At 75.1% G+C, this 18718-nt stretch carries 20 protein-coding genes; 13 read left to right on the top strand and 7 right to left on the bottom strand.

All coding sequences use genetic code 11. The annotated features are described in order from the left end of the window. The first annotated feature begins 20 nt into the window (after positions 1 to 20). The gene (locus AC6CH9_RS06890; protein WP_498154431.1) at positions 21 to 410 is read left to right on the top strand and encodes a molybdenum cofactor biosynthesis protein MoaE; all 390 of its coding nucleotides are present in this window, start codon (positions 21 to 23) and stop codon (positions 408 to 410) included. Positions 411 to 598: 188 nt separating this feature from the next. Here AC6CH9_RS06890 and AC6CH9_RS06885 read toward each other — a convergent pair whose 3' ends face one another. After that, positions 599 to 865: a DUF4564 domain-containing protein gene (locus AC6CH9_RS06885; RefSeq protein ID WP_064316899.1), complete on the bottom strand. Its 267-nt coding sequence runs from the start codon at positions 863 to 865 to the stop codon at positions 599 to 601. A 94-nt stretch (positions 866 to 959) separates the two neighbouring features. Further along, a complete protein-coding gene (gene moaA, locus AC6CH9_RS06880) occupies positions 960 to 2066 on the bottom strand; it encodes a GTP 3',8-cyclase MoaA (protein WP_498154254.1) in 1107 nt (368 codons plus the stop codon). 260 nt (positions 2067 to 2326) lie between these two features. On the opposite strand from moaA, the gene AC6CH9_RS06875 reads away from it, so the two are divergent. From AC6CH9_RS06875 to AC6CH9_RS06865, 3 genes are read left to right on the top strand one after another with little or no spacing between them, the layout of a single operon-like run. Next, positions 2327 to 3550: an XdhC family protein gene (locus AC6CH9_RS06875; RefSeq protein ID WP_498154253.1), complete on the top strand. Its 1224-nt coding sequence runs from the start codon at positions 2327 to 2329 to the stop codon at positions 3548 to 3550. After that, positions 3550 to 4425, top strand: coding sequence for an FAD binding domain-containing protein (locus tag AC6CH9_RS06870; protein ID WP_498154252.1), 876 nt, complete (start codon positions 3550 to 3552; stop codon positions 4423 to 4425). Before AC6CH9_RS06875 ends, AC6CH9_RS06870 begins: the two co-directional genes overlap by 1 nt. Further along, complete coding sequence (locus AC6CH9_RS06865; RefSeq protein WP_498154251.1) at positions 4422 to 7385, top strand: molybdopterin-dependent oxidoreductase; 2964 nt, start codon at positions 4422 to 4424, stop codon at positions 7383 to 7385. The genes AC6CH9_RS06870 and AC6CH9_RS06865 overlap by 4 nt, the downstream gene beginning before the upstream one ends. A gap of 46 nt (positions 7386 to 7431) precedes the next feature. Here the strand turns inward: AC6CH9_RS06865 and AC6CH9_RS06860 are convergent, their stop codons facing one another. Further along, positions 7432 to 8100 (bottom strand): nucleotidyltransferase family protein, encoded by a 669-nt coding sequence (locus AC6CH9_RS06860; protein WP_498154250.1) that lies wholly within the window; start codon positions 8098 to 8100, stop codon positions 7432 to 7434. A gap of 247 nt (positions 8101 to 8347) precedes the next feature. On the opposite strand from AC6CH9_RS06860, the gene AC6CH9_RS06855 reads away from it, so the two are divergent. Together AC6CH9_RS06855 and AC6CH9_RS06850 are read left to right on the top strand one after the other, a co-directional pair. Beyond that, positions 8348 to 9499, top strand: coding sequence for an SPFH domain-containing protein (locus tag AC6CH9_RS06855; RefSeq protein WP_498154249.1), 1152 nt, complete (start codon positions 8348 to 8350; stop codon positions 9497 to 9499). 2 nt (positions 9500 to 9501) lie between these two features. Then, the gene (locus AC6CH9_RS06850; RefSeq protein ID WP_498154248.1) at positions 9502 to 10578 is read left to right on the top strand and encodes a hypothetical protein; all 1077 of its coding nucleotides are present in this window, start codon (positions 9502 to 9504) and stop codon (positions 10576 to 10578) included. Between the two features lie 3 nt (positions 10579 to 10581). On the opposite strand, the gene AC6CH9_RS06845 is transcribed toward AC6CH9_RS06850, so the two are convergent. Continuing rightward, the gene (locus AC6CH9_RS06845) at positions 10582 to 10992 is read right to left on the bottom strand and encodes a winged helix-turn-helix transcriptional regulator (RefSeq protein WP_498154247.1); all 411 of its coding nucleotides are present in this window, start codon (positions 10990 to 10992) and stop codon (positions 10582 to 10584) included. A gap of 143 nt (positions 10993 to 11135) precedes the next feature. Here AC6CH9_RS06845 and AC6CH9_RS06840 point away from each other — a divergent pair, with 143 nt between their 5' ends. Then, complete coding sequence (locus tag AC6CH9_RS06840; RefSeq protein WP_498154246.1) at positions 11136 to 12014, top strand: SDR family oxidoreductase; 879 nt, start codon at positions 11136 to 11138, stop codon at positions 12012 to 12014. 64 nt (positions 12015 to 12078) lie between these two features. On the opposite strand, the gene AC6CH9_RS06835 is transcribed toward AC6CH9_RS06840, so the two are convergent. Both AC6CH9_RS06835 and AC6CH9_RS06830 read right to left on the bottom strand, forming a co-directional pair. Next, positions 12079 to 12462 (bottom strand): universal stress protein, encoded by a 384-nt coding sequence (locus AC6CH9_RS06835; RefSeq protein ID WP_498154245.1) that lies wholly within the window; start codon positions 12460 to 12462, stop codon positions 12079 to 12081. Positions 12463 to 12507: 45 nt separating this feature from the next. Continuing rightward, a complete protein-coding gene (locus tag AC6CH9_RS06830) occupies positions 12508 to 13398 on the bottom strand; it encodes an IclR family transcriptional regulator (RefSeq protein WP_498154244.1) in 891 nt (296 codons plus the stop codon). A 70-nt stretch (positions 13399 to 13468) separates the two neighbouring features. Here AC6CH9_RS06830 and eda point away from each other — a divergent pair, with 70 nt between their 5' ends. The 6 genes from eda to AC6CH9_RS06800 all read left to right on the top strand — a co-directional run bounded on the left by eda (position 13469) and on the right by AC6CH9_RS06800 (position 18086). Next, positions 13469 to 14128 carry a bifunctional 4-hydroxy-2-oxoglutarate aldolase/2-dehydro-3-deoxy-phosphogluconate aldolase gene (gene eda, locus AC6CH9_RS06825; RefSeq protein WP_498154243.1) on the top strand — a complete coding sequence of 220 codons (660 nt, stop codon included), beginning with the start codon at positions 13469 to 13471 and terminating at the stop codon, positions 14126 to 14128. Positions 14129 to 14131: 3 nt separating this feature from the next. Continuing rightward, positions 14132 to 15253: a PfkB family carbohydrate kinase gene (locus AC6CH9_RS06820; protein WP_498154242.1), complete on the top strand. Its 1122-nt coding sequence runs from the start codon at positions 14132 to 14134 to the stop codon at positions 15251 to 15253. A gap of 87 nt (positions 15254 to 15340) precedes the next feature. Further along, the gene (locus AC6CH9_RS06815; protein ID WP_498154241.1) at positions 15341 to 15736 is read left to right on the top strand and encodes a DUF8817 family protein; all 396 of its coding nucleotides are present in this window, start codon (positions 15341 to 15343) and stop codon (positions 15734 to 15736) included. 99 nt (positions 15737 to 15835) lie between these two features. After that, complete coding sequence (locus AC6CH9_RS06810; RefSeq protein WP_498154240.1) at positions 15836 to 16291, top strand: TFIIB-type zinc ribbon-containing protein; 456 nt, start codon at positions 15836 to 15838, stop codon at positions 16289 to 16291. Positions 16292 to 16316: 25 nt separating this feature from the next. Continuing rightward, entirely contained in the window at positions 16317 to 17087 is a 771-nt protein-coding gene (locus AC6CH9_RS06805; RefSeq protein WP_498154239.1) for an SDR family NAD(P)-dependent oxidoreductase, read from the top strand. A 21-nt stretch (positions 17088 to 17108) separates the two neighbouring features. Beyond that, positions 17109 to 18086, top strand: a complete 978-nt coding sequence (locus tag AC6CH9_RS06800) for a bile acid:sodium symporter family protein (protein WP_498154238.1) — start codon at positions 17109 to 17111, stop codon at positions 18084 to 18086. Between the two features lie 26 nt (positions 18087 to 18112). On the opposite strand, the gene AC6CH9_RS06795 is transcribed toward AC6CH9_RS06800, so the two are convergent. Beyond that, positions 18113 to 18571, bottom strand: a complete 459-nt coding sequence (locus AC6CH9_RS06795) for a SufE family protein (protein WP_498154237.1) — start codon at positions 18569 to 18571, stop codon at positions 18113 to 18115. Positions 18572 to 18718: the final 147 nt, after the last annotated feature.

Genomic DNA, 18718 nt, shown 5'->3' with positions numbered 1-18718 from the left:
TGAGCCGCGTGACGACCGACGTGCTCGACGACGCCGTGTCGCGCGCCGTCGAGGACGCGGTGGCGAGCCCGGAGTTCGGCGCCGTCGTGACGTTCCGCGGGGTCGTGCGCGACGTCGACGGCGGCCGCGGAGTGAGCCGGCTCGACTACGAGGCGCACCCCGACGCCACCGCGGTGATCCGGCGGTGCGTGGCCACGGTAGCGGCCGAGACCGGGCTGCGCGTCGCCGCGGTGCACCGGTACGGGAGCCTGGGGATCGGTGACGTGGCGCTCGTCGCGGCGGCGGCGGCGGGTCACCGGCGCGAGGCGTTCGAGGCGTGCTCGCTGCTCGTCGAGCGCATCAAGGCCGAGGTGCCGATCTGGAAGCGCCAGCACTTCGACGACGGCGTCTCGGAATGGGTCGGGCTGTAGCGGCACGCTCTACGGGACTGCGCCGACGAACGACGAGAGGCGAGAAGCGGCCCCCGGTCACGGCCGGGGAGGGGCCACCTTCTCGCCTCTCGTGCGTCGGGCTGCGGGGTCCGCCGTGCGACGACGATGTCGGGCGGGACGCTCCCGGTCTCGCGCTCGTCGCGCGGGCCCGGGGTGGGGCGGTCGGGTCAGCGCGCGGCGGGGCGGTTGTCGAGCAGCATGCCGATGCCGAGGCCGACAGCGGTGCCGAGGACGAGCCCGAACCAGCTCAGCACGACGGTCCCGACGACGGCGCCGATCGCCGCGCCCAGGACGCTCTTGGTCCCGGCCTTCCAGCTGTCGGACCGCTCGTCGGTGCGGTAGATCGGCAGCGCGGAGGTGGTGTTGTCCGGCGTCGTCGTGGGCGCGTCGGAGGTCGCGGGGCGGTTGGTGGGTGCAGGGGAGATCGTCGTCACGGCATCCATGGTAGGAAGGTCCGTCGCGCGTGACCTGGGCAGACGCGTCGTGGTGACCGGCTTCACCCTATGATCTGCGCCACCGTCGCGACGCTCAGCCGCCGATCGCGCCCATGCTGCGCGACGTCGGCGCGAACGCGTCGGCGGCGAGCGTCGGCGCGTCGCTGCCGTGCGCGAGGGGCTTGCGCCACATCGCGCCCTGCCACGCGCGGGCGAGCGCGTCGTCGCGCTCGTCCTCGGCGAGGTCGGCGGAGCGCAGGATCGCGCGCAGGTCGGTCTCGTCGTCGCCGAACAGGCACGAGCGGACCGTGCCCTCGGCCGTGAGGCGCGTGCGGTCGCACGCGCCGCAGAACGAGCGCGTGACGGACGCGATGATCCCGACGGTCTGGGGTCCGCCGTCGACGAGCCACTCCTCGGCGGGTGCGGACGGGTCGTCACGGCCGACCTCGAGCAGGTCGAAGCGGGTGCCGAGCACGGCGAGGAGGTCCGTCGCGGAGACGAGGTCGTCCCGCGTCCAGTGCCCGTCGGCGTCGAGCGGCATCTGCTCGATGAAGCGCAGGTGGCACCCGTGGTCCACCGCCCAGGCGAGCAGGTCGGCCGCGCCCGCCAGCGTCTCGGGCATGAGCACCGCGTTGAGCTTGACCGGCGCGAGCCCGGCGGCGAGCGCGGCGCGGATCCCGGCGAGCACGTCGGGCAGGCGGTCGCGGCGCGTGAGGCGCGCGAAGTCCGCACGGTCGACGGAGTCGAGCGAGATGTTCACGCGGTCGAGGCCGGCGGCGACGAGCTCGTGGACGCGCTTGTCGAGCCCGATCGCGTTGGTCGTCAGCGAGAGCGACACGTCGGGCGCGGCCGCGCGCGCGGCGCGCAGGATGTCCACGAGGTCGCGGCGCATGAGCGGCTCGCCGCCCGTGAACCGGACGTCGGTGATGCCGAGGCGGTCGACGGCGACGCGCACGACGCGGCCGATCTCGTCGGGGGTGAGGAGGTCCTCGCGGGGGATCGCGGGCAGCCCTTCCGCGGGCATGCAGTAGGTGCAGCGCAGCGAGCACCTCTCGGTGATCGAGATGCGCAGGTCGCGCGCCACGCGCCCATAGCGGTCGACGAGTGCGTCGGTCGCAGGACGACCCGGGTCGAGGTCCGGCGGGCCGGCCGCGGGCGCGATCGACCGGAGCCTGGGCATCCCGAGCGAGACCGCGGTCATGGCCCGATCGTAGACGTTCCTGACGCCGGACCCGTGACCAGCGGTTCCGGCCCGTGCTAGCGTGGAGTCCGTCGAATGGAAGTTGACTTCCATTCAGCGGAACACTCGCGGAACAGGTGGCGAGGGTTCCAGGGCGGATTCAAGCCCTGTGTTTCCGGCGCGTCACAGCGGACGCGACCTCGGACACGCAGGGGACTCACCGCAAGGGTTCACTGGAAGGACGCCGGTTCGCCGGCACCCTGGCGGAAGCGAGGCCCACGATGCTCCAGATCGTCGACCAGCTCGCCCCGTGGCTCGGCCCGGGGCGGCCCCCGTTCGCCGTCGCGACGGTGGTCGCGGCGTCCGGCTCCGTGCCGCGACCGGTCGGCACCGCGATGGCCGTGCGCGCCGACGGCGCCGTCCTCGGCAGCCTGTCCGGCGGGTGCGTCGAGGGCGCGGTGCACGCCGCCGCGCTCGACGCGATCGCCTCGGGCGCGAGCCACCGCGAGACGTTCGGCTACAGCGACGACGACGCCTTCGCCGTCGGGCTGAGCTGCGGCGGCACGCTCGACGTCCACGTCCAGCCCGTCTTCCCGGGAGACGACGCCGCCCGCGTGCTCGCCGCGCTGGCGGCACCGTCCGACGGGCGCGGGCCCGTGGCGATCGTGCGACGGATCGACGGCGCGCGACGCACCGCGGTCCTCGTCGACGACCCGGCCGGTGCGGGGGAGCGGGACGTCGCCCGGGCGCTGCGCGACCTGGTCGGTCCGGCCTCCCTCGACGCCGCGGCCGCTCAGGTGGTCGCCGTGCTGCGCGCGGGCGGTACGGCGACGGTCCACGCGGCGCACGGGGCACCGCAGGACGGAGCCGCGTGCGACGAGGCCGAGCCCGTCACGCTGCTCGTCGAGACCCGCCTGCCTGCGCCGCGGTTCCTGGTGTGCGGGGCGAACGACTTCGCGGGCGCGCTCGTGCGGCACGTGCGGCTCCTCGGCTACCGCGTGACCCTCGTCGACGCGCGCGAGGTGTTCGCCGAGCCGCGCCGCTTCCCCGAGGCCGAGGTCGTCGTCGAGTGGCCGGACCGCTACCTCGCCGCGGAGGCCGGGGCGGGTCGCGTCGACGCCCGGACCGCCGTCGCGGTCCTCACGCACGACGCGAAGTTCGACGTGCCCCTCCTGCGCCTCGCGCTCGACCTGCCGCTCGCGTACGTCGGGGCGATGGGCTCGCGCCGCTCGCACGCGCAGCGCGTCGCCGCGCTGCGCGCGGAGGGCGTGTCCGAGGCGGCGCTCGCGCGGCTCCGTTCGCCCATCGGCCTCGACCTCGGGGCGGTGACGCCCGACGAGGTCGCCGTCTCGATCACCGCGGAACTCGTCGCGACCCGGCACGGGCGGGCCGCCGTCGTCCCGCTGAGCGGCACGGACGGGCCGATCCATGCCGACCCGCCGCCTGGCTCGCCTGCCCATCTCCCCGCGGCCGACGCCGCGGCGACCCCCGAGGAGGCCTCCTGATGGACCTGAGCACCGTCACCGACCTCGTCCCGACCGTCGACCCTGGCGAGTGGCGCGAGGGCGACGCCTGGCTCGCGGGCGGCACCGTCCTGTTCTCCTACGGCAGCCAGACGCTGCGGCGCCTGCTCGACGTGACGAGCGCCGGCTGGCCCGCGCTCACGGTCACCGACGACGGTCTCGAGATCGCCGCGACGTGCACGGTCGCCGAGCTGTGGGCGTTCGAGGAGAGCGCCCAGGCCGTGCCCGTGCGCGAGCGCTGGTCCGCGCTCGACCTCGTGCGCCCGTGCTGCGACAGCTTCGTCGCGTCCTTCAAGATCTGGAACACCTCGACGGTCGGCGGCAACGTCTGTACCTCCCTGCCGGCGGGGCCCATGATCTCGCTCACCGCAGCGCTCGACGGCGTCGCGGAGGTCTGGGGACCGGGCGGCACCCGGCGGACCCAGCCGGTCGCGGAGCTCGTCACGGGAGAGCTGGCCAACACGCTCGCGCCGGGCGAGCTCCTGCGTGCGATCCGTCTGCCCGACCACGCGCTGAGGTCGCGCACCGCGTTCCGGCGACTGTCCCTCTCGAACCTCGGGCGCTCGGGCGTGCTGCTGATCGGCCGGGTCGACCCGCCCGACGCCGGGGGAGGCTTCGTCCTGACCGTCACGGCCTCGACGCGCCGGCCCGTGCAGCTGCGGTTCACCGCCGACGCGCCGCCCACGGCTGGCGACCTCGCCGCCGCGCTCGACGCCGCGATCCCGATCGACCTCTACCACGACGACATCCACGGCCTGCCCGACTGGCGTCGGGACATGACCTACCGCCTCGGCGAGGAGATCCGCTCCGAGCTCCTCTCCGGGCTCGCGGACGGCACGGACGGAGACCCCCGATGACCGCGATCGACCCCCGCCCGATCCCGCCCGTCTCGATCGACGGCCGCACCGCGCAGGCCGAGCCGCGCGCGGGCCAGTGCCTGCGCACGTTCCTGCGCGAGCAGGGCGCGCCCGGCGTCAAGAAGGGCTGCGACGGCGGCGACTGCGGCGCGTGCACCGTGCACGTCGACGGCGTCCCGGTGCACTCGTGCGTCTACCCCGCGCGGCGCGCGGCGGGCCACGAGGTGACGACGATCCAGGGGCTCGCGGCGACGTCGTGCCCGGGCGGTGCCGCAGGAGACGAGGCGGCGAGCGCGTGCGACCACGACCCTCACGACCCCCAGGACGCGCTGCACCCGGTACAGCAGCAGTTCCTCGACGCGCAGGGCTTCCAGTGCGGGTTCTGCACCGCCGGGATGATCATGACCGCCGCGACGTTCGACGACGCGCAGCGCGAGAACCTGCCGCGCAACCTCAAGGGCAACCTGTGCCGCTGCACGGGGTACCGCGCGATCGAGGACGCCGTCCTCGGGCGTGGCGACACGACCGGGACCGCGCCGGGCACGGGCGAGCGCGCGCCGTCGGGCGGTGACCATGCCTCCCCCTCGAGGGACCACGCCTCTACCTCGGCGGACCACGCCTCTACGTCGGCGTTCGGGCGGGACGTGCCCGCGCCCGCGGGCCGGGGGATCGTCACCGGGACGGTGCGGTACACGCTCGACGTGGACCCGGCGGACTACCCGGGCCTGCTCCACCTGAAGCTCGTGCGGTCGCCGCACGCGCACGCGCGGGTCGTCGCGATCGACACCTCCGCGGCGCTCGCGGTGCCGGGCGTGCACGCGGTCCTCACGCACGAGGACGCGCCCGCGACCCGGTTCTCGACCGCGCAGCACGAGCTGTTCACCGACGACCCCGACGACACGCGGGTCCTCGACGACGTCGTGCGGCACGTCGGCCAGCGCGTCGCGGCCGTCGTCGCCGAGACGGTCGCCGCCGCCGAGGAAGGCGTGCGCCGGGTCCGCGTCGAGTACGAGGTGCTGCCCGCCGTCGTCGACCCCGAGGAGGCCATGACGCCCGGCACCCCGCTCGTGCACCCCGAGCTCGACGCCGCCGACGCGCGCGTCTCGCGGCCCGAGGCCAACGTCGTCGCCGAGGTCCACTCGGAGCTCGGCGACGTGGAGCGCGGTCTCGCGGAGGCCGACGTCGTGCACGAGGCCACCTACCGCACCCACCGCGTGCAGCACGCGGCCCTCGAGACCCACTGCGCCATCGCGTCGCTCGACGACGACGGCCGTCTCGTCGTGCGTTCGTCCACCCAGGTCCCGTTCCTCGCGCGGCGCCACCTCGCGCGCGTGCTCGACCTCGATCCGGAGCGTGTGCGCGTGCACTGCGAGCGCGTGGGCGGGGGGTTCGGCGGCAAGCAGGAGGTGCTCACCGAGGACGTCGTGGCGCTCGCGACGCTGCGGCTCGGGCGGCCCGTCCAGCTCGAGCTGACCCGCACCGAGCAGTTCGTGGGCACGACGACGCGACACCCGTTCCGCATCCGCGTGCGCGCGGGCGCGCGCCGGGACGGGACGCTCACCGCGCTGCACCTCGACGTGCTCAGCAACACGGGCGCGTACGGCAACCACGGCCCGGGCGTCATGTTCCACGGGTGCGGCGAGTCGCTCGGGGTGTACCGGTGCGAGAACAAGAAGGTCGACGCCCACTGCGTCTACACGAACACGGTGCCCGCGGGAGCGTTCCGCGGGTACGGGCTGTCACAGATGATCTTCGCCGTGGAGTCCGCCGTCGACGAGCTCGCTCAGCAGCTCGGCATGGACCCGCTCGAGCTGCGGCGGCGCAACGTCGTGCTCGACGGCGACCCCATGCTCTCCACGCACCCGACGCCCGAGGAGGACGTGCTCTACGGCAGCTACGGGCTCGACCAGTGCCTCGACCTCGCCGCCGATGCCCTCGCGCGCGGCCGGGCCCGCGACGTCGCCACGTACGGGGCGGGCATGGGGACCGGGCCGGACGCGCTCCCGGACCTCGGCCCCGAGTGGGGTGTCGGCGAGGGCGCCGCGCTCTCCATGATCGACACGGTGCCGCCACGCGGGCACTACTCGCACGCGCGCGTGCGCGTGCGGGCCGACGGCGTCGTCGAGGCCGAGGTGGGGACGGCCGAGTTCGGCAACGGCACCACGACCGTGCACGCCCAGCTCGTCGCGAGCGCGCTCGGCCAGCACGCCGGGGACGTCGTCGTGCGGCAGTCCGACACCGACCTCGTCGAGCACGACACCGGGGCGTTCGGGTCGACCGGGACCGTGGTCGCGGGCAAGGCGTCGCTCGCCGCCGCGCAGGACCTGGCCGAGGCGGTGCTCAAGGTCGCGGCCGGGGTCGCGGGCGCCGCGCCCGGCGACTGCCGGCTCGTGCCCGGCGGCGTCGACTGCGCCGGGACGGTCCTGCCGCTGGCCGACGTCGCGCGCGCCGCCGACGACGCCGGGGTCGCGCTCGTCGCCGAGGGCCGCTGGGGCGGCACCCCGCGCTCGGTCGCGTTCAACGTCCACGGCTTCCGCGTCGCGGTGCACCGCGGGACGGGGGAGATCCGCATCCTCCAGTCCGTCCAGGCCGCCGACGCCGGCGAGGTCGTCAACCCGCGCCAGTGCCGCGGCCAGGTCGAGGGCGGCATAGCGCAGGCGATCGGCGCCGCGCTCTACGAGAACGTGATCGTCGACGACACCGGTCGCGTGACGACCGACATCTTCCGCCAGTACCACCTGCCGACCTTCGCGGACACCCCGCGCAGCGAGGTCTACTTCGCGCGGACGTCGGACACGGTCGGTCCGATGGGCGCGAAGTCCATGAGCGAGAGCCCGTTCAACCCGGTGGCCCCCGCGCTCGCCAACGCGATCCGCGCGGCGACGGGAGTGCGGTTCACCGAGCTCCCGCTCGCCCGAGACCGCGTCTACCTGGGTCTGAAGGCCGCCACCGCCCGCTGAGTGCAGGAGACGGTCGCGCCGATCGGCCTCGGACGCGACGATCTCCTCAGTGAAGGGCGGGGGGCGGGTCGAGGAGGTCGAGATCGGCCTCCGTGTCGAGGTCGCGGCCGTCGCCCGGGTGGTCGACGACGTCGATGAGGTCGGCGTGGGCGCGCAGGAAGTCGCGCGCGCCGTGGTCGCCGTGGGCGCTCGCTGCCGCGGGCGCGGCGAGCGCCGCGTCGAGGACGAGCGGGTGGGCCCAGCGAGGGCGGTCGGCTCGCGCTGGGGCGTCGGGCCCGACGGCGGCGGCCCAGCGGGACGCGGCCACGCGGCCGGCGCGGTGGGCGGCGAGGAGGCGCGCGACGTCGTCGGGCACGACGCCGGGCTGGTCCACGTGCGCGACGACGACGCGGGCGGGAGCGAGGTCGAGGGCGGCGGCGACGCCGACGCGCAGGGACGACGCCATGCCGGACGACCAGCCGGGGTTGTCGACGACGTGGATCCGGGGGCCGTCGAGCCCTGTCACGGAGCGGACGCGCTCGGCCTCGGCGCCGAGGACCACGACGACGGCGTCGCACCCGCCCGCGAGGAGGGCGGCGGTCGTGTGCTCGACGAGCGTGCCGCCGCGGTGGGGGAGCAGCGCCTTGGGCCCGCGCTCGAGCCGCGTCCCGGCCCCGGCCGCGAGGAGGACGGCGACGCTGGGCGTCGCGGGCGCGGTCGTCGGCGGGGTCGGCACCCGGCCAGGATAGGTCGCCGCCGAACCCGGGGACTCTCCCCGGACGGCCGCGTCCGTGGGAAGCGATCCAGGGCTGGGCGGCCCGAGCGGGACTCCGCGACCACCGGTCGGTTTTACCAACCCTTGGGGGTTTCATCGGCGGCCCGCGGTGCCGCTATGCTCGGCGCGCCGGGGCGGGCGCGGCGGGCCGGGTGCCCGCACGCCAGGTCGTCCGCGGCCGTCCCGCACGACGAGCGAAGGAGTCCGGATGAGCTTCATGGACAAGCTGCGCGGCCAGCTGATCGACATCATCGAGTTCCTCGACGAGAGCCGGGACACGATCGTCTGGCGCTTCCCGCGCCAGGGCAACGAGATCAAGAACCAGGCGAAGCTCGTGGTGCGCGAGGGGCAGAGCGCCGTCTTCGTCAGCGAGGGCCGGCTCGCCGACGTGTTCGGGCCGGGCACGTACACGCTCGAGACCCAGAACCTGCCGATCCTGTCGACGATCCAGGGCTGGAAGTACGGGTTCAGCTCACCGTTCAAGGCGGAGGTGTACTTCGTCGCGACGCGCCAGTTCACCGACCTCACGTGGGGCACGCAGAACCCGGTGATCCTGCGCGACCCGGAGCTCGGCGCGGTCCGTATCCGGGCGTTCGGGACGTACGCGCTCCAGGTCGTGGACCCGTCGGCGCTGCTCCGCCAGCTCGTGGGCACCGACCCGCAGTTCCGCACCGACGAGATCGGCGACTACTTCCGCCGCCTCGTGGTCGGCCAGCTCGGCCCGGCGCTCGCGGAGGCCGGCGTCGCGGCGATCGACCTCGCCGCGAACCAGCGCGAGATCGCGACGCGGCTCGCGGGCCAGCTCTCGGAGGACCTCTCGGAGTACGGCATCGCCGTGCCGCGCTTCGTCCTCGAGAACGTCTCCTTCCCGCCCGAGGTCGAGGCGGCGCTCGACAAGCGGACGCAGATGGCCGTCGTCGGGAACCTCGACCAGTACACGAAGTTCCAGGCGGCGAACGCGATCGAGACCGCCGCCGCCAACCCCGGGGGCGCGGGCGACGGGTTGGGGCTCGGCGCCGGCATGGGCCTCGGGGCGGCCATGGGGCAGCAGCTCGCGCAGTCGCTCGGGACGACGGCGGCCCAGCCGACCCCGGCGCCGCCCGCCGGTCCGCCGCCCCTGCCCGCCGCGGAGTCGCCCTGGTACTGGGCGGTCGGCGGCGCGCAGGCCGGTCCCGGCACGACGGCGGACCTCGCCGGACGCGTCCGGTCCGGCGAGGTGACCCGCGAGTCGCTCGTGTGGCAGGAGGGCATGGCCGCGTGGACTGCCGCGGGCGAGGTCCCCGCGCTCGCGCCGCTGTTCGCGGCGACGCCCCCGCCGCTGCCCCCGACCGGCGCCCCGACCGGTCCGGCGGCGGGCTGACGGTGAGCGACACCCAGGGAGAGCTCGTCCGCACGCGCTGCGACGCGTGCGGGTCGCAGCTCGCGTACGCGCCGGGGACGCAGCACCTGCGCTGCGTCGCGTGCGGCGGGACGGTCGCGATCGTGCACGCGCCGGGCGACGCCGTCGACGAGCACTCGTTCGACGCGTGGGCCGCGGCGCAGGGCGGGGTGCGCGCGGGGATCCTCGACGCGCGGCTGCTCACGTGCGACGGGTGCGGCGCGACGACGCAGGGCACGGACCTGTCGGTCGCGTGCCGGTTCTGCGGCGGGCACCTCGTCGCGGCGGCCGAGACGGACGGTCTGGTGCAGCCGGAGGCGGTCGTGCCGTTCGGCGTGGAGCAGGCGCAGGCGCGCGACGCGTTCCGGCGCTGGGTGCGCTCGCGCTGGTTCGCGCCGGGCGAGCTGAAGAAGGTCGGGGACACGGAGTCCCTCCATGGCTCGTACGTGCCGCACTGGACGTTCGACGCGCGCACGTCGTCGGCGTACTCGGGGCAGCGCGGGGACGCCTACTACGTGACCGTCAAGAACGGGGACGAGGAGCGCCAGGAGCGACGCGTGAGCTGGACGCCCGTCTCCGGGCACGTCGCGCGCGACTTCGACGACGTGCTCGTCCCCGCGACGTCCCAGGTGGCCGAGCGTGACCTGTCGAAGCTCGGCCCGTGGCCGCTGTCGCACGCGGTGCCGTTCCGCGCCGAGTACCTCGCGGGGTTCGCGGCGGCCCGGTACGACGTCGAGCCCCGGGCAGGTCTGGACCGCGCGAAGCAGAAGATGGCGCCCGTGATCAGGGACGACGTCGAGCGCGACATCGGGGGCGACGAGCAGCGGGTCGGCTCGATCCGCACCGCCTACGCGGACGTCATGTTCAAGCTCGTGCTGCTCCCGCTGTGGATCGCGACGTACGTGTACGCGGGCAAGCAGTGGCAGGTCATGGTCAACGCCAACACGGGCCAGGTGATCGGGCGGCGCCCCTACAGCGTCGGCAAGATCGTCCTGGCCGTGCTGGCCGGGCTGCTCGTCGTCGCCGCGCTCGTGTTCTGGTACCTGCGCTCGCAGACGTGAGCCTCAGGCGTCCCGGCGCTCGTCGTACGCGCGCTGGGACGCCGCGACCTCCGCGACCGAGCCCTCGAGGACGTCGAGCAGCCCCGTCAGGCTGTCGGCGACGCGGCGCCCGAGGTCGGTGAGGGAGTACTCGACGTGCGGCGGGATGGTCGCACGCACCTCGCGCACGACGATGCCGTCGCGCTCGAGGGACTGGAGGGTCTGGGCGAGCATCTTCTCGCTGACCCCGTCGATGCGGCGCCGCAGCGCGTTGAAGCGCACCGCGCCGTCGCGCAGGCCCGCGACCGTGAGGACGCCCCACCGTCCGGTGACGGCCTCGAGGACGTGTCGCGACGTGCAGCCGCGCTGGAAGACGTCGGCCACCATCGCGTCGGTGGGTCCGGGGTCCTCCACGGGGCGGGCGTCGGTCGTCATCGCCCCAGGATACGGCGCCGTCACGGTCCGCAGCACTGTGAGGAAGGTCGCACGCTCTCTTGGTTGGCACTTTCGAAAAGTAAGCGCATGCTGGGACGGCGCGGCCGCCCGGCCGTGCGTTCGCGCACCGAAGGAGCACTCGCATGTCCATCGCCGTCACCGGAGCCAGCGGCCACCTCGGCCGCCTCGTCGTCGAGTCCCTCCTCGCGCACGGGGCCGACCCGTCCCAGGTCGTCGCCGCCGCGCGCACGACGGCGAAGGTCGCGGACCTCGCCGACCGTGGCGTGCAGGTCCGCGAGGCCGACTACGCACGCCCGGAGACCCTCGTCGCAGCGCTCGCGGGCGTCGACGTGCTCGTGCTCGTCTCGGGCTCCGAGGTCGGCCAGCGCGTCGAGCAGCACCGCAACGTGATCGACGCCGCGCGGGCGGCGGGCGTCGCGCGCGTCGTCTACACGAGCGCGCCGCACGCCACGACCTCGGCGTTGGTCCTCGCGCCCGAGCACAAGGCCACGGAGGAGCTCCTCGCGGCGTCCGGCCTGGCGACCACGATCCTGCGCAACAACTGGTACACCGAGAACTACGTCGGCGACGTGCTGGGCGCCCGGGAGTCCGGCGAGCTCGTGTCGAGCGTGGGCGACGGCCGCGTCGCGAGCGCGAGCCGCGCCGACTACGCCGAGGCCGCCGCGGTCGTGGCGCTCGCCGCGCAGGCGGACGCCGCCGCGCACGCGGGGGCCGTGTACGAGCTGAGCGGCGACGTCGCGTGGACGTTCGACGACCTCGCCGCCGCGGCCTCCGAGGTGCTCGGGCGTCCCGTCACCTACCGGCGCGTGAGCCCCGACGAGCACCGGGCGTTCCTGCTCGGGGCGGGGCTGGACGAGGGCACGGCCGGGTTCGTCGTCGCGCTGGACGCCAACATCCGCGACGGGCTGCTCGCCGAGGCGTCGGGAGAGCTCGCGCGACTGCTGGGCCGTCCGACGACGCCGCTGGTCGACGGGCTGCGCGCCGCCGTCGCGCAGGGCTGAGAGGACGCGACGCGGCCGTCCGGGGGACCGGGCGGCCCGCGTCGCGGCACCCGTCAGGAGGGCGTCAGTGGGACGCCTTCACCACGAGCACCGGGACGGGCGAGTCGAGGAGCACGCGCTGCGTCGTGCTGCCGAGCAGGAACTTGCCCACCGGCGACCGCTTGCGCGCACCCACGACGACGAGGTCGGGCGCCGTGCGCTCCGCCTCGTCGATGATCGCCTCGGCGGGGTCGAGGTGCTCGGGGCGGTAGGAGATCTCGGGACGAGCGACCTCGACAGGGAGCGTGTCGAGCAGGTGCGCGAGAGTCGCGGGGACGCCGGCGTCGGCGTCCTGCGGGGTGAGGACGAGGACCGCGAGGGCGGTCGAGCGGTGGACCGCCTCGGCGACCGCCGCACGGAAGGCGGTCTCGCCCTGCGGGGAGTCGTTGTACGCCACGAGGACGGTCATCGCGCGGGCCCTTCCGTCATTCCGTCGTGCTGCCGTTGAACTCTCTCACACGGCGGGCCCCGTCGCCGGTCGGCGGGTGCCCGCGGCGACCTGCGCGCCGAACCGACCCAGCGCGGCGTCCGGCACGGCGAGCGTCGGGGGCAGCAAGGTCGGGACGACCTCGCGCAGGACCGCCTCGATCTCGCGGCGCCGAGGTGCGCCCAGGCGCTCGGCCGGCGCGGTGACGCTCACGGCGGCCACGGACTGCCCGTCCCGCAGGATCGGCAGGGCGACGCAGCTGATGCCCGGCTCGTTCTCCTCGGTCTCCGTCGCGAACCCGCTCGCCCGCGTCGCCTCGCACGTCGCGCGGAGCGCGGCGGGCGAGACGGGGTGCTCGCCGGGGGCCGCCGCCGCGTACCAGGCGAGCGCGCCGTCGTCGAGCGGCCGGTGGGCGAGCAGCGCGCGCCCGAGCGCCGTGGTGGCCGCGGGGCGGCGACGGCCCACGGCCGACCAGACCCGGACCGCGCGCGCGGGCTCGACCTTGTCGAGGTAGACGATCTCGGTCCCGGCGAGGGCGCCGAGGTGGACGAGCTCATCGGTCTCCCGGCACACCGCGACGAGCACCGGGTGCAGGAGCGCGGGCAGGTTCTCCTCGCCGAGGTAGACGGTCGCGAGCGCGGTCGCCGCCGGTCCGAGCCGGTAGTCGCCCGTCGTGGCGTCCTGCTCGGCGTAGCCGCGGTAGCGCAGCGCCGCGAGCGTGCGGTGCAGCGAGGCCTTGTGCAGCCCGAGCGAGCGTGCGAGGTCACCGAGCGCGACCCCGGCGGGACCGGCCCCGGCGAGCGCCTCGAGCGCGGTCAGCGCTTTGTCCACGCTCCCGAGCGGGCTGCCGCCTGGTCCGTTCGTCGCGTGCTCGTCGCCCTCGGGGGTGCCCGACGGCGTGGCCCCGGCTTCCGCCATCGTCGCTCCTTCGCCTAGAGTGCGTTCCGTAGTGAACAACAGGCGTTCACCATAGCGAAACGGAGCGAGGATGTCATCCCACGGACCCCTGGAGGCGATCGCACGCGCCCGCGTCGTGCCGGTCGTCGTCGTCGACGACGCGGAGCAGGGCGTGCTCGTCGCGAGCGCGCTGCGCGACGGCGGCCTTCCCGTCGCGGAGGTGACCTTCCGCACCGCGGGTGCGCGCGCCGCGATCGAGGCGATCGCGCGCGAGGTGCCGGACGTGCTCGTCGGTGCGGGGACCGTCGTCAACGCGGGCCAGGTCGACGAGGCCGTCGAGGCCGGCGCCCGCTTCCTCGTCTCGCCCGGGCTCTCGGCCGCCGTCGTGCGCCGCGCGCAGGAAGTCGGGGTGCCGGTCCTGCCCGGGGTCGCGACGCCGTCGGACGTCATCGCCGCGCTCGACCTCGGTCTCGACGCCGTGAAGCTCTTCCCGGCGAACGTCGTCGGCGGTCCAGCGGCGGTCAAGGCGCTTTCCCCGCCGTTCCCCGGCCTGCGCTTCGTGCCGACCGGCGGCGTGAGCGCCGCCAACCTCCTGGACTACCTCGCGCTGCCGTCCGTCCTGGCCGCCGGCGGCTCGTGGATGGTCGACGCCGCCCTCGTGCGCGCGGGCGACACCGCCGAGATCACCCGCCGCACGCGCGAGGCCGTCGAGCTCGCCGCGACCGCCCCGTACCCCGCCGAAGGAGCCTGACCCGTGCCGGACACGACCCAGAACCAGCCCCCGCTCGCCGTCCGCCCCGCGGCCGAGTGCGCCTACGACGTCGTCGCGCTCGGTGAGGTCATGCTCCGCCTCGACCCGGGCGAGCGTCGCATCAAGACGGCCCGCAGCTTCGACGCGTGGGAGGGCGGCGGCGAGTACAACGTCGCGCGCGGGCTGCGCCGCGCCTTCGGCCTGCGCGGCGCGGTCGTCACCGCGCTCGCGGACAACGAGGTCGGCCGGCTCGTCGAGGACCTCATGCTCACCGGCGGGCTCGACACGCGCTGGGTGCAGTGGCGCGAGTACGACGGCATCGGCCGCACCGTGCGCAACGGCCTCAACTTCACCGAGCGCGGCTTCGGCGTGCGCGGGGCGGTCGGCGTCTCCGACCGCGGCAACACCGCGATCGCCCAGCTCCGCCCCGAGGACGTCGACTGGGACGACGTGTTCGGCCGCGGCGTGCGCTGGTTCCACACCGGCGGCATCTTCGCTGCGCTGTCCGAGTCGTCCGCCGACGTCGCGGAGGCGGCCATGGCCGCCGCGCGCCGCCACGGCACGATCGTGTCCTACGACCTCAACTACCGCCCCTCGCTGTGGCAGGGCATCGGCGGCGTCGAGCGCGCGCAGGAGGTCAACCGCCGCCTCGCCCGGTACGTCGACGTGATGATCGGCAACGAGGAGGACTTCACCGCCTCGCTCGGCTTCGAGGTGGAGGGCGTCGACGAGAACCTCACCGACCTCGACACCGGGGCCTTCCGCGCGATGATCGCGCGGGCCGCCGAGGAGTACCCCAACTTCCAGGTCGTCGCGACGACGCTGCGCGGCGTGAAGACGGCGACCGTCAACGACTGGGGCGCGATCGCGTGGTCGCGCGTGCAGGGCTTCGCCGAGGCGACGCACCGCCCCGGGCTGGAGATCCTCGACCGCGTGGGCGGCGGCGACTCGTTCGCGTCGGGCCTCGCGTACGGGCTCATGGAGCTCGGCTCGATCCACGAGGCGGTGGAGTACGGGGCCGCGCACGGCGCGCTGGCGATGACGACGCCGGGCGACACCTCTACGGCGTCCCTCGCCGAGGTCCGCAAGCTCGCGTCGGGCGGTAGCGCGCGCGTGCAGCGCTGACCGGGCCGCCTCCCGTCTCCCGCCGTGCCGGGCCGCAGGACCAGGGTTAGTGTGGTCGGGCTGTCGGCGGGAGGCGGGAGGTGCGGCGTGGCTGGTGGGGCCTTCGTGCCCGGGCTGCCACGCCGCGGCGCCGAGGAACCACCCGACCTGGTCCGCGCTCTCGAGCACGCCCGCATCCTCCGCGCGGCGGGGGACCCCGGCGGAGCCGCCCAGGTCCTCGACCGTGCCTTCGCCGCCGAAGGTGTGCGCACGCGGAGCGTCGCCGAGCGCGTGCGGTTCCGCGCCCTGGTGCTGCGTGCCGACCTCGCGCTCGCCCTGCACGACGAGGCCGCGGCGGAGCGGTTCCTCGAAGGGGCCGAGTGGTTCCGGGCCGGGGCCGACTTCCTCCCACGGGTCGCCGACGCGCTCGCCGCCCTCGACGACGAGGTCCACCGCGCCGACGAGCTGCGCGACCGGCTCGCGAACGAGCGCCGTACCGGCTGACGCGGCCGGCCGGGAACCGCGCGTGCGGGAGCCGCGTTGGACTCCGCAGTACCCGAGCGGGCGCGGACCGCGCCCGGCCCATCTCGCGAGGAGGCAGACATGCTGTGCCCCACCGACCAGACCGTGCTCGTCATGACCGAGCGCAAGGGCGTGGAGATCGACTACTGCCCGACGTGCCGCGGGGTGTGGCTCGACCGCGGTGAGCTCGACAAGATCATCGACCGCTCGCTGGAGAGCGAGATCGCCGCCGAGGCCGCCGGCCCGGCCGCTGCCGCACCCACCGCCCCCGCGGCACCGCCCGCCCCCGCGCCGACGTCGTACCCGCCGGCGACCGCCGCGGACTACGGCACGCCCGGCTACGGCGAGCGCCGCGACGACCGCCGGTACGACGACCGCGACCGCTACCGGGGCGACCAGTACGGCGACGACAGGTACCGGGACGACCGCTACCGCGACGACCGCGACCGGCGCCACGACGGGCGCGACGGCTACGACCCCCGCTACCGCAAGCGGAAGAAGAAGGAGTCGTGGCTCGAGGACCTCTTCGACTTCTGACGCACCCCGTGGTCGACTGTCCCGCGTGACCGTCCTCGACTCGTTCTCGCTCGCCGGCCGCACGGCCCTGCTCACCGGCGGGAGCCGCGGGATCGGGCGCGCCGTCGCCCGCGCGCTCGGCGAGGCCGGCGCCCGGGTCGCGCTCACGGCGACGACGGCGCCTGCGGCGGAGGCGGCGGCCGCCGCGCTGCGGGAGGACGGGATCGATGCTCGCGGGTACGTGCTCGACGTGACGGACCGCGCCCAGGTGGACGACGTCGTCGGGCGCGCCGCCGCGGACCTGGGGACGGTCGACCTGCTGGTCAACAACGCGGGGATCTCGATCGGCGGTGCGGCGCTCGAGATCGACGACGACGTGTGGCACCGCACGCTCGCGACCAACCTCGACGGCGTCTGGTACTGCTCGCGCGCGGTCGCGCGGGCCCTGGTCGTCGACGGTCGACCGGGCGCGATCGTCAACGTCGGCTCGATGTCGGCGTCGATCGTCAACCGGCCGCGCTGGCAGCCGGCGTACCTGGCCTCGAAGGCGGCGGTGCACCAGCTCACCAAGGGGCTCGCCGCGGAGTGGGCCCCGCACGGGATCCGCGTCAACGCCGTCGCGCCCGGGTACGTGCGCACCGAGGCGTCGCCCGTCGACCAGCCGGAGTACTACGACGACTGCGTCGCGCCCGCCGCCATGCGCCGGTGGGCCGAGCCGGAGGAGATCGGGCCGCCCGTGGTCTTCCTGGCGAGCGCGGCGTCGAGCTTCATGACCGGCGCGGTGGTGACGGTCGACGGCGGCTACACCCTCTTCTGAGCCGGGCTAGGCTCGGTCCCCGTGCGCGCAGTCCTGAGCCGGTGGGTCGACCCGTTCGTCGGCACGCTGCTCGTCGTGCTCGTGCTCGGCCTGGTCGTGCCGGTGGGGCCCGGCGCGCAGCGCGTGGTCGACACCGTCGCGGACGTCGCGGTCACGCTCCTCTTCCTCGTCTACGGCATGCGCCTGTCGACGCGCGAGGTGTGGGCGGGGCTGCGGAACTGGCGACTCCAGGGGGGCATCCTGGCGGCCACGTACGTCGTGTTCCCGGTGCTCGGGCTCGTCACGGCGTGGGCCATCGAGCCGCTCGTCGGGGCGCCGCTCGCCGCGGGTGTGCTCTACCTGTCCCTGCTCCCGTCGACGGTGCAGTCGTCCGTCGCGTTCACGTCGGTCGCGCGCGGCAACGTCGCCGGGGCGATCTGCGGCGCGACGGTGTCGAACGTCGCAGGGATGGTCATCACCCCGCTGCTCGTGCTGTGGCTCATGACCGGAGCGGACGGGGGCGCCGACGGGCCCACGGGCGGGCTCGGCGGGCTCCGGACCGTGCTGCTCCAGCTCCTGCTGCCGTTCGTCGTCGGGCAGCTCCTCCAGCCCTGGGTCGGCGACCGGGTCCGCGCGCGGCGCTGGCTCACGCTCGGCGTCGACCGCGGCACCATCCTCGTCGTCGTGTTCGGCGCCGTCGCGGCCGCGTCCTCGGCGGGCGTGTGGTCGAGCGTGTCCGGGTGGTCGATCGTCGCGCTGCTCGTCGTGAGCGCGCTCGTCCTCGCCGCGATGCTCGCGCTCACCTGGTGGGGCGGTGCGGCCCTGCGGCTGTCGACCGAGGACCGGATCGCGCTCCTCATGTGCGGGTCCAAGAAGTCGCTCGCCACGGGTCTGCCCATGGCGAGCGTGCTGTTCCCCGTCGCCGTCGCGGGCGTCGTCGCCGTGCCGGTGATCGTGTTCCACCAGCTCCAGCTCGTCGTGTGCGCGGTCCTCGCGCGCCGCCTCGCGCTCCGCGGCTGACGGCCGGCGCCCGCGCGGACCCCGGGTCAGGGCCGCGCGGCGACCTGCTCGCGCACCTGGCGCTTGGCGCGCGTGAGCATGCCGTTCATGCCGCCGATGCGCAGCGGGCTCACGGCCCGCGTGAGGCCGATCGACATGGGGAAGTCGTCCGGCACGTCGAGCACCTCCTGCACGGTCAGACCCGACAGGCCCTGCGCGAGGATCGACGCGAACCCGCGCGTCGTCGGCGCCTCGGCGGGCGCGGTCGCGAAGAAGTGCACGACGCCGTCGTCGTCGACCTCCGCGAAGGCCCGCACGGGCGACTGGCACTCCTCGATCCGCTCCAGCAGACCGGGCGCGCTCGCGTAGCGCTCGGGGAGGTCGGGGAGCTCGTTCGCGAACTCGAGCAGGAGCTGGAGACGCTCGCGCTCGGGCAGCGCGAGGAAGTCCTCGCGGATCTCCGCGAGGGCCGCGGGCAGGGACGAGGCGTCGGACGAGGAGCTCATGGTGTCGATCCTTGCATCGGGGGCGTGCGGCCGGGACCCGGTCCCACCGTGCGGAACGCCCGGCGCGCTCGCCGTATGCCCGGCGGCAGACGCCGACGGCGCGCGGCGGGCCCACGAGGGGCCGGCCGCGCGCCGTCGGGCGTGAGG

The sequence above is a fragment of the Cellulosimicrobium sp. GQ32 genome (genome assembly GCF_059758455.1).
This window is presented reverse-complemented; position numbering and strand designations above follow the sequence as displayed.